Origin of the sequence: Rhodopseudomonas sp., from assembly GCF_048594845.1 — a bacterium.
Classification (GTDB): Bacteria; Pseudomonadota; Alphaproteobacteria; order Rhizobiales; family Xanthobacteraceae; genus Rhodopseudomonas.
Genome location: NZ_JBMDXE010000119.1, coordinates 1 through 8,452 on the forward strand (window position 1 = coordinate 1; position 8,452 = coordinate 8,452).

Annotated in this window: 8 protein-coding genes and 1 pseudogene; 3 read left to right on the forward strand and 6 right to left on the reverse strand. The window is 65.0% G+C overall.

Translation table 11 applies throughout. The features are described from left to right. Positions 1–1,163 (reverse strand): esterase-like activity of phytase family protein (locus ACOJTD_RS07315; protein WP_420132259.1); only part of this gene is annotated, 1,163 nt, incomplete at its 3' end. A 182-nt stretch (positions 1,164–1,345) separates the two neighbouring features. Here ACOJTD_RS07315 and mbfA point away from each other — a divergent pair. Then, entirely contained in the window at positions 1,346–2,317 is a 972-nt protein-coding gene (gene mbfA / locus ACOJTD_RS07320; RefSeq protein WP_420132260.1) for an iron exporter MbfA, read from the forward strand. Positions 2,318–2,532: 215 nt separating this feature from the next. Here the strand turns inward: mbfA and ACOJTD_RS07325 are convergent, their stop codons facing one another. Continuing rightward, positions 2,533–3,504 carry a Bug family tripartite tricarboxylate transporter substrate binding protein gene (locus tag ACOJTD_RS07325; protein WP_420132261.1) on the reverse strand — a complete coding sequence of 324 codons (972 nt, stop codon included), beginning with the start codon at positions 3,502–3,504 and terminating at the stop codon, positions 2,533–2,535. 196 nt (positions 3,505–3,700) lie between these two features. Next, entirely contained in the window at positions 3,701–4,606 is a 906-nt protein-coding gene (locus tag ACOJTD_RS07330; RefSeq protein WP_420132262.1) for a DMT family transporter, read from the reverse strand. A 32-nt stretch (positions 4,607–4,638) separates the two neighbouring features. On the opposite strand from ACOJTD_RS07330, the gene ACOJTD_RS07335 reads away from it, so the two are divergent. After that, positions 4,639–4,773 (forward strand): hypothetical protein, encoded by a 135-nt coding sequence (locus ACOJTD_RS07335; RefSeq protein ID WP_420132263.1) that lies wholly within the window; start codon positions 4,639–4,641, stop codon positions 4,771–4,773. A 107-nt stretch (positions 4,774–4,880) separates the two neighbouring features. Here the strand turns inward: ACOJTD_RS07335 and ACOJTD_RS07340 are convergent, their stop codons facing one another. Then, complete coding sequence (locus tag ACOJTD_RS07340; RefSeq protein WP_420132264.1) at positions 4,881–5,624, reverse strand: alpha/beta fold hydrolase; 744 nt, start codon at positions 5,622–5,624, stop codon at positions 4,881–4,883. A 116-nt stretch (positions 5,625–5,740) separates the two neighbouring features. Here ACOJTD_RS07340 and ACOJTD_RS07345 point away from each other — a divergent pair, with 116 nt between their 5' ends. Then, positions 5,741–6,763, forward strand: coding sequence for a helix-turn-helix domain-containing protein (locus ACOJTD_RS07345; protein WP_420132265.1), 1,023 nt, complete (start codon positions 5,741–5,743; stop codon positions 6,761–6,763). 8 nt (positions 6,764–6,771) lie between these two features. Here the strand turns inward: ACOJTD_RS07345 and ACOJTD_RS07350 are convergent, their stop codons facing one another. Both ACOJTD_RS07350 and ACOJTD_RS07355 read right to left on the reverse strand, forming a co-directional pair. Next, on the reverse strand, positions 6,772–7,692 hold the full coding sequence (locus tag ACOJTD_RS07350) for a DMT family transporter (RefSeq protein ID WP_420132266.1): 921 nt from the start codon (positions 7,690–7,692) through the stop codon (positions 6,772–6,774). Positions 7,693–7,810: 118 nt separating this feature from the next. Beyond that, a pseudogene (locus ACOJTD_RS07355) lies at positions 7,811–8,452 on the reverse strand (NAD(P)/FAD-dependent oxidoreductase); the annotation flags it as partial.

Sequence of the window (8,452 nt, forward strand, 5' to 3'; positions counted from 1 at the left end):
GCCTTCTTGTCCGGATCGCGGATCTTCATCAGGTCGATGAAGCCGATCTTGTTCACCGGCTTGCCGGCGTTCGCATCGGTCAGCTCGATCTTGTAGACGCGCTTGAACTTGGCGAGATCGCTGAAGCAGTCGGTGCCGGTCTTGCCTTCGGGGCAGGCCTTGTCCTTGGTGCCTTCGCCGTTGTCGCGCTCGATCACCAGGCCGAAGCGATCGTCGATCATGTTGAAGTCGCCGATCGCATTGCCGTTCTGCTCGAACACGTACTTCCAGGAGCGGCCGGTGAACTTCTCGGCCTTGACGTCGAATTCGAGGATGCGCGAGGCTTCCTTGCCGTCGACCTTTTCCCAATCCTTCTTGTCGGCATCCCACAGCGGGCCTTCGAGCAGGCCGTACAGGAACTTGCCGTCCTTCGAGGCCGCGAAGCCCTCATAGCCCTTCGAGCGCTTTAGGTTGACGCCCGTGTAGGTCGCGCCCGGCGCGCCCGGAGACTGCACCGACCAGTGGTCGGGCGACTTGATCGGCTTGCCGTCGGCCTGCGATTCGAACACCGCCAGCACCTTGCCGGTGAGGTCGGTCTTGAGGATGTAGGGGCCGAATTCGTCGCCGATCCAGAAATTGTCGCCGATGATCTGGAAGCCTTCGGTGTCGAAGTCGGCGCCGGTCAGATAGCGCTTGTCGGTGTCCTCGTGGACGACGCGGAACGGCACCTTCTTGTCCGGGTCGTGCAGGAACACGGTCTGCTTGCGGTCGACCGCGCCGCTCTGCCAGTCGATCTTGTAGTTGTCGAGATACAGCATCGAGTCCGCCGAATTGTAGCGCGAGCCGAAGCCGTTGTCGGTCAGCACCCAGAACGTGCCGTCGGGCATCGTCTTGATGCCGGAATGGCCCTGCAGCGGCTGGCCCTTGAACGGCGTCGACAGGCCGGTCGGACGGCCGTTGGACTTGCCCTCGACGCTGCCGATCTCGGTGACGCGCTTGCCGGTGGTGTACTTGCCCGAGGTCTTGAGGTCGGCCGGCGCATCCGCCGGGGCGTCGATGAACGTCGCGGCGGGCAGCACGGCGTGGCCGGCCAGGGTCGCCGGGAATTCGCCTTCGGATTGCGCCAGCGCGGCAGACATCGTGAGCGCAAAGACCGCGACCGACCCGAGTAGTAGTTTTCGCATGAGCAGCCTCCTGTGTGTTCGATCGCGGACTTGTGGCGGCGGCGGATCACACGCGGGCGACGGTTCGGTGAAGGGCGGATGACCGTCCCTGCGGCGAATTGCCGGCCCCGGGGAGGCTTTTGACTTGGCAGCCGGCCCGGCGTAGAGATTAGAACCGTTCTAAAATACCGTGGACCGAGCAGATGAAGGCGTTTTCTGACCTGAGCGAGCGTGAAATCCTGGCCGTCGCCATTTCGGGCGAGGAGGAGGACAGCCGGATCTACCTCGCCTTTGCCGAGGATCTGGCCGAGCGCTACCCGGATTCCGCGCGCGTTTTCAGGGAGATGGCCCAGCAGGAGAAGGGCCACCGGCACATGCTGCTGCGGATGTATGAGGAGCGGTTCGGCCCGGACCTGCCGCCGATCCGCCGCGAGGACGTCAAAGGCTTCATCCGCCGCCGCCCGATCTGGCTGACCCGAAACCTGCCGCTCGACCGCATCCGCAAGGAGGCCGAGACGATGGAGTTCGAGGCGCAGCGCTTCTACGAGCGCGCCGCCGAACGGGCCACGGACGTTCATATCCGCAAGCTGCTGACCGACCTGGCCGAGTTCGAGAAGCGCCACGAGCAGCGCGCCACCCAGCTCACCGACCGCATCCTGACGCCCGACGCGCGCAGTGCCGAAGACCATGCGGCGCGGCGGATGTTCGTGCTGCAATACGTTCAGCCGGGCCTCGCCGGATTGATGGACGGCTCGGTGTCGACGCTGGCGCCGCTGTTCGCGGCGGCGTTCGCTACGCATCAGAACTGGCCGACGTTCCTGGTCGGGCTTGCGGCCTCGATCGGCGCCGGCATTTCGATGGGCTTCGCCGAGGCGCTGTCGGACGACGGCTCGATGACCGGCCGCGGCTCGCCCTGGCTGCGCGGCGGCATCTGCGGCCTGATGACCACGCTCGGCGGCCTCGGCCACACCTTGCCGTATCTCGTGCCGGATCACTGGGCGAACGCGTTCTGGATCGCGACCGCGATTGCCGGGCTGGTGGTGTTCGTCGAGCTCTGGGCGATCGCCTATATCCGCGCCAAGTACATGGACACGCCATTCCTGCACGCCGTGTTTCAGATCGTACTCGGCGGCGTCATCGTGCTGGCGGTAGGGATCCTGATCGGCGGGGCGTAGCAGACGTCGAAGTAACAAGATCGCGCTCACTCCAAGCACGGCGCGCTCCCTCTCCCGCTTACGGGAGAGGGCTGGGGTGAGGGCGACGCGAGTCGCTGACTCTTGGCCTTATGGAAGCGCCCCCTCACCCGGATGGCTGCGCCATCCGACTTCTCCCCGCTTGCGGGGAGAGGTGAGGCCGTCCGCGGAGAGAGAGTGGCAGCAGCGACCCGCGCCTACTGCTTCTCGATCCCCGCCTCGCGCACCAGCTTCTCCCACAGCACGAGCTGATCATCGACGAATTTGCCGAGGTCTTCGGGCGTGCCGGAGAACGCGTCCATGCCGAGCGTGGCGAGCTTGGCCTTGGTCTCCGGGTCTTCGACGATCTTGCGGATCTCGGTGTTTAGCTTGGTGACGACTTCCTTCGGCGTGCCGGCCGGCGCGAAATAGCCCTGCCACGAGGTGATGTCGAAATCCGGCACGCCGGCTTCCTGCATCGACGGCAGGTCCGGCACCAGCGGCGAGCGGTCCTTGGTGGTGACGGCGAGCGCACGCAGCGCGCCGCCCTGGACGTGCGGCAGGCCGGTCAGCACGTCGGTGAACATCATGGTGATGCGGCCGCCGATGACGTCGTTCATCGCCGGCGGCGAACTCTTGTACGGCACGTGCAAAAGATCGATCCCGGCCTTGCGGGCGAAGGTCGCGCCCGACACGATCGCCGATGACGAACCCGACGCGTAGGTCAGCTTGCCGGGGTTGGCCTTCGCATAGGCGATCAGTTCGCCGACCGTCTTGGCCGGCACGTCCGGGTGCACCACCAGCATGAACGGCAGATCGCCGGTACGCGCCACCGGGGTGAAGTCCTTGACCGGATCGTAGGTGAGGTTCTTCAGGAGATACGGGTTGGCCGAATGCGTGGTGTTGGTGGTGACGAACAGCGTGTAGCAGTCGGGCTTGGCGCGCGCCACGTAAGTGGCGGCGATCATGCCGTTGGCGCCGGCCTTGTTCTCGATCACCATGCCGACGCCGAGCGCCTGGCCGAGCTTCTGCGAGATCAGCCGTGTCGTCGTGTCGGTGCCGCTGCCCGCCGCGAACGGCAGCACCAGCGTGATGTTGTGGTTGGGGTAGCTGGAGTCGGCCCGCGCCGGCATGGCGACGGCATTGGACAACAGCACGGCCGCCGCAAACGCGGCGCAGATCGATCGCATCGGAATCCTCCCGGACGTCTTGTTCTTGTCCGGACAGACTGCGCGAAACGCGCCGAAAAGGCGAGGCCCAAGCACGTCATTCCGGACGCGCGACGCCCCGCCCAACGCACGTCATTCCGGGTTCGCGCGCAAGGGCGCGCGCCCCGGAATGACGGTGGGTGGGGCGAAGACTAATGAGGAGAGGTCTGCGCGTCGCTCACCGCCTTGCGGCGATGAACACGCCGGCGACGACCATCGCGTAGCCGGCGAGATGGAACAGCTCCGGCTTTTCGCCGAGCAGCACGATCGCCATCACCGAGCCGAACACCGGCATCAGATGCAGGAACGGCGCGGAGCGGTTCGGACCGATCAGGGCGACGCCGCGGTTGAAGCAGAGATAGGCCAGCGCCGAGGGGAAGATCACCACATAGGCCAGCGAGGTGATCGTCACCCAATCGGCGCTGGGCCGCACGCCGGCCGCGAATTCCCAGACCGCCAGCGGCAGCAGCAGCAGGGCGCCGCCGGCCGTGGTGACGGTGATCAGCGACAGCGGATGCGTCGCCGGCCGCTTCGGCATCATCGCCGAATACAGCCCGAACGCGCACAGCGCGCCCGCGACCATCAGGTCGCCGCGGTTGAACTCGACCTGCGCCAGCGCGGCGAAGTCGCCGCGCAGGATGATGGTGAGCACGCCGAGCAGCGACAGGCCGATGCCGATCGCCTGTGTCCAGGTCAGCCGCACGCCGAACAGCAGCAGCGACCACAGCGCCACGAACAGCGGCCCCGACGACTGCATCAGCAGCGCGTTCAGCGCCTGGGTGTATTGCAGTCCCCAATAGGACAGCACGTTGTTGATCGCGAAGCCGGTGGCGGACAGCACGATCATCAGCTTCCAGTGCGCGCGCAATTTGCGCCAGTCGCGGCGCAGATGCGGCCACGCCACCGGCAGCATCAGCAGCATCGCGCCGATCCAGCGCACGCAGGACAGCGTCACCGGCGGGATATGGCCGGCGACGGCGCGACCGAGCACGATGTTGCCCGCCCAGAACAGCGAGGTCAGGCTGAGCAGCAGATAAGGCTGGTTGGCGAGCCAGCCGAAAGCCTTGCGGGAAAGGGCGATCAAGCGTCACGGGCGGTTGGAGTGTACGTCCAGCCATGCCCGAATTCGGCGGGGCCGCAAAGGCCCGCGGCGGAATGCCGTCATGCGCGCAGCCGTTGCCGTGGCCGAACCCGATCGTCTTGACGACGAATGCGATCCGCATCACCGCGCCGGATGCGTTGGCCATTTAATCATCTGTCAGCGAAGGCTCGCGGCAAGTTCGACATGCCGCTGGGAACGAGACCGAATCAGTCAGTGGCCGCGGACCTTTGCCGAAAGCGGACGCCCGGGGACCGGGTCAATCTCCGGCGACAAGCTTTAGGATTGCGGCGAGCTGTTGCGGCGCACTGAAGAACGGGGAGTGACTGGTTTCGAGCGCATGCACCGTGGCGCCCGGGACGTCTTCGATCATCTGGTTCTGGACGGCGAACGGGATGGCGCAATCCTGCGCGCAGGTGATGTAGTGTCGGGCGATGGTCGATATCGCCCCTGGCGCGTAGACGTTCGGCACCGAGGTATTGGTCACCGCGGCGTTGTTCAACGCGACGCGAATGTCCGCGTCGGAGCAATCGCCGTAGAATGCATCACGGATACGGTCAGGCTTGGCCATGTCGAGAGCCAGCCCGGCGCCGTCGCCGACGGGGGTTAGGATCTCGAACAGCGGAGCGGCGGCAGGATTGTTGGCGTAGGCGAAGATGTAGTCGTTTGCGGTTTTGCCGGGCGGGGTCATGAAGGCGGTCAGATAGACCAGACATTTGATCTTGCCCGGCATGGATTCGGCGAGATGCGACAGGGCCACGCCGCCCATTGAATGACCGACCAGCACGACAGGGGCATCGGCGGCTGCGAGCAGCTCTTTGACCGGCTCGGTATAGTCCGCCATCGAGGTCACGCTGTCCCAGCCGGCTTCGCTGTAGCCATGTGATTTCAGATCGGGCATCGCTACCGGGTAGCCTTGGGTACCAAGGATGTTGCCCAGCTTTTGAAAGCAACCGCCCCAGTGCCAGGAGCCGTGAACCATGAGAATCGGGGATTTGCTCATTCTTTCGTCCTCCGTGGGATTGATTGGCTAGTTAGTTGGCTTGAATATCAGTACGGCGCGCACTGCCGGCAGGGGCGTCGCCCAAGCAGGGCGCGCGCTGGTTGTGGAAGGCAGGCATGAACGAACCGGCGGCGGGACGGGCGATCTGGCGTAGCGCCGATGTCGAGGATCATCGGGGGTTTGCGTATTATCGCGACGGCATCTGTCGCAGTTTCATGGATCTCGTGCCGGAGCCCGACAAGAACGAGTCGTCGGCGTTCTCCGGTTCGGTCGAATCCATTCCGATCGGAAAAGGTCGTCTCAATCGCGTCGTGGCGACGTCGCATCTGGTGCTGCGGACCAGCCGCGAAATCGCTCGCTCGCGCGACGAGTGTTTCTACCTGAATCTCAAAACGCGCGGCGAATGCCGGATCAGGCAATCGGGCGTCGAGGTGGTCATCACTGCGGGGGACGTCGGTCTGTTCGACAGTACGAAGACTTTCGCGCTCGAACATCGGCGCAAGCCCGATCTTGCAGTCTCTTCGTTCATGCTGCCGTTCGGCGAAATGCGGGAGCGGCTCCGCGGACAGTTTCCGAAAACTCCGCTGTTGCTCTCCACGCATCCGTCTTACGGAGAGTTGCTACGTGAAGTGACGGCCACCCTGGCGCGCGAAGTCGATCATCTGCCGGCTCACGAGTTGGAGCGCTTGTTTGAATTCCTGCTTGATCTCGTGGCGCTGGCCGCTAGTCCGAACCGCAGCCCCGTCGTCGACGCGGAGGGTTCGCGCGCGGCGGCGAGCCATATCATGGCCAAACGCTATATTAGGGATCATTGCCGGATGCGGGGGCTCACTGCGGACAATGCCGCCGCCGCGCTCGGCATCTCGGTGCGCTATCTGCACAGGCTGTTCGAGAACTCGGAGCGCAGCTTCAGGGAGTTCCTGCTGCATTGTCGGCTCGATGCCGTCGCCTCGGAGCTAGTAGCGCGAGACAAGAGCCGCCGGACGATCGCGAGCATCGCACTCAGTCACGGTTTTACCGACGCCGCACACTTCCACCGGACCTTCAAGGTAAAGTTCGGTTGCACGGCCGGCGAATGGCGGCGGAGCGCGGTGGACCGGAGCGTCGGATCCGACCCGAGCGGGAGCCGTCGCGATTGATCCACGCCTCACGCCTCGGCGGGCTTCTGCCTGCGCGCTGCGACGACGACGCCGGTCAGCACCAGGGCGTAGCCGACGGCGTGATACAGATGCGGTTGCTCGCCGAGAAACAGGATCGCCATCGCCGAGCCGAACACCGGGACGAGGTGGAAGAACGGCGCCGAGCGGTTGGCGCCGATCAGACGGACGCCACGGTTGTAGCAGAGATAGGCGAGGATCGACGGGAAGATCGACACGTAACCGACCGCTGCGACGTTGGTGACATCGAACGCCGGCGCCGGCAGCACCGAGAGTTCCCAGATCAGCGGCGGAATCAGAAACAGCGCGCCGCAGCCGAAGGTGAAGGCGAGGAACGACAGGCCGTGGATCGCCGGCCGCTTCTGCGACAGCGCGGTGAACAGGCCGAACGCCGCCATCGCGCCGAGAAAGAGCAAATCGCCGCGATTGAGATCGATCGCCGCCAGTTCGGCGATGTTGCCGTGCAGGATGATCACCGCGACGCCGAGCATCGAGGCGATCGCGCCGATCGCCTGGGCCAGCGTCAGCCGCATGCCCAGCACGATCAGCGCCCAGATCGCGACGAACAACGGGCCGGTCGACTGCAGCAGCAGCACGTTGAGCGCCGTCGTGTATTGCAGCGAGGTGTATTGCAGCGTGTTGAAGGTGCTGATGCCGATGATCGAGACCGCCACCATCAGCTTGATGTGGCGACGGATCATCATCCGGTCGCCAACGAGGTGACGCCAGGCGAACGGGATGACGATCAGGAACGCGACGCTCCAGCGCAGAAACGACAGCGTCACCGGCGGAAAGTGGCCGGCGATGAAGCGGCCGACAATGGCGTTGCCGGCCCAGAACAGCGAGGTGAGGCTGAGCAGGAGATAGGGCTGGTCGGCGAGGCGCGCGAATGGGCTGGGAGCGGAGGTCACGATGAAGCTGCGTTGCTGAAGATGGCGGCGAGTTGTGCCCAAATCTTCAGCTTTCGCAACCCCGTCGCAAGCATCCGCCCCATGCGTCGTCGGCTTTGGCCCGCCGGCGCCCGCGCTGCTACGCCGTCTCGGTGGTTTTCTTCAGCTTGCCGATGCCGAGGATGTCGAGCATCGCCTTCTCGTAGAACGGCTCGCTCTCGCCGCGGCTCATCTTGCGCATGAAGTACTTCTCGAACGCGATCTTGGCGTTGTGCACCCAAACGCCGGACGCCGACCAGTTGACGTTGCGCGGTGGCAATTGCGGCTGCGCCACGAAGGCCACGCCGCTGTCGCCGAAATCGGCGAGGCAGACCGCGTTCCACGTCGCCTGATGCGTGGGCTGCTGGCCATCGAGGATCTGGCGGATGTTGTGGGCGGTCGCGGTCACCATCGACTCGATCATGAAGCCGGTCTTCGGCACGCCGCAGGCCACCGGCGTCGGCCCGGTCGGCGGAATCGCCACACAGACGCCGACCGCGAACACGTTGGTGTATTTCGGATTGCGCTGGTGCTTGTCGATCAGCACGAAGCCGCGCGGATTGACCAGGCCGTCGATGCCGCGCAGCGGCGCAATGCCGCGAAAGCCGGGGATCAGCATGGAGAAGCCGAATGGCAGCTCGGCGGTCTTCTTCACCGAGCCGTCGTCGGCGATTTCTTCGGCGACCACCTTGCCGTCCTCGACCTTGGCGACACGCGTATTGGTCATGAACTTGATGTGATG

Bases quoted from the DNA above. Each gene is read 5' to 3' on its own strand.
- mbfA (WP_420132260.1), top strand. From the start codon at position 1,346: ATGAAGGCGTTTTCTGACCTGAGCGAGCGTGAAATCCTGGCCGTCGCC.
- ACOJTD_RS07325 (WP_420132261.1), bottom strand. From the start codon at position 3,504: ATGCGATCGATCTGCGCCGCGTTTGCGGCGGCCGTGCTGTTGTCCAAT.
- ACOJTD_RS07335 (WP_420132263.1), top strand. From the start codon at position 4,639: ATGCCCGAATTCGGCGGGGCCGCAAAGGCCCGCGGCGGAATGCCGTCA.
- ACOJTD_RS07340 (WP_420132264.1), bottom strand. From the start codon at position 5,624: ATGAGCAAATCCCCGATTCTCATGGTTCACGGCTCCTGGCACTGGGGC.
- ACOJTD_RS07345 (WP_420132265.1), top strand. From the start codon at position 5,741: ATGAACGAACCGGCGGCGGGACGGGCGATCTGGCGTAGCGCCGATGTC.